The organism is Liquorilactobacillus vini DSM 20605 (assembly GCF_000255495.1).
Classification (GTDB): Bacteria; Bacillota; Bacilli; order Lactobacillales; family Lactobacillaceae; genus Liquorilactobacillus; species Liquorilactobacillus vini.
In genome coordinates this window covers 1-669 of sequence record NZ_AHYZ01000198.1, presented here as the reverse complement: position 1 = coordinate 669, position 669 = coordinate 1, and the positions used below count along the sequence as shown (strand labels likewise).

Here is a 669-nt window from a genome sequence, read left to right as displayed (position 1 = left end):
TCATCAATAAAACTTGCCAAATTATTCAACGTTTCAAATTCTCTATCGTAGGGCTTAAGACGGTTCATTGTGCGAGCCAAAGCTTCCACACAACCCTTAGTCTGAGGCCTGAATGGCCGACAGGCAATTGGATGAAATCCTGCATCGTGGGCAAAAGAAAGAAAACGATCGTTAAAATGGTGATGATTAAAAGTGCTTGTTTGATGATCAACTACTGTTGCCATATTATCAAACCAAATTTCCTTTGGGACACCCTTCATAAAGTGAAAAGCTTCGGTCAAACATTCAAAAAGGGTATCTTGTTTTTGGTCAAGTGTCAATTTAATAAATTTTCTTTTTGAATATGGCAATACATAAAGAAAAATGCTGAATATGTGTTCAACGTTATTTTTGTCATGCATTAGTACTTTTTCCTTCCAATCAACTTGGGCGCTAAGACCAATTGTATGTTCAACACGTGTTGTAGCTTTCTTGATTTCTTTTTTCTTGTAGTGCCTGCAGTAATCTTTAACGATTGTATATTTTCCTTGAAATCCTTTATCACAAATAAAATCAAAAATCGCTTTGGCTGAACATCCTGCTTGATACTTAGCTTCAATTAAATCTTTGAAACCATCCAGTTTACTTTTTCTGCTTTTTCTTATTTTTCTTTTTACTGTTCCGTTTGAA

1 protein-coding gene is annotated in these 669 nt (G+C 34.7%); it reads right to left on the bottom strand.

Annotation, left to right across the window (positions count from 1 at the left end; all coding sequences use genetic code 11):
* Positions 1-669: IS21 family transposase (gene istA, locus ON15_RS10850; RefSeq protein WP_010581512.1), on the bottom strand; the 669-nt coding region annotated here is incomplete at both ends.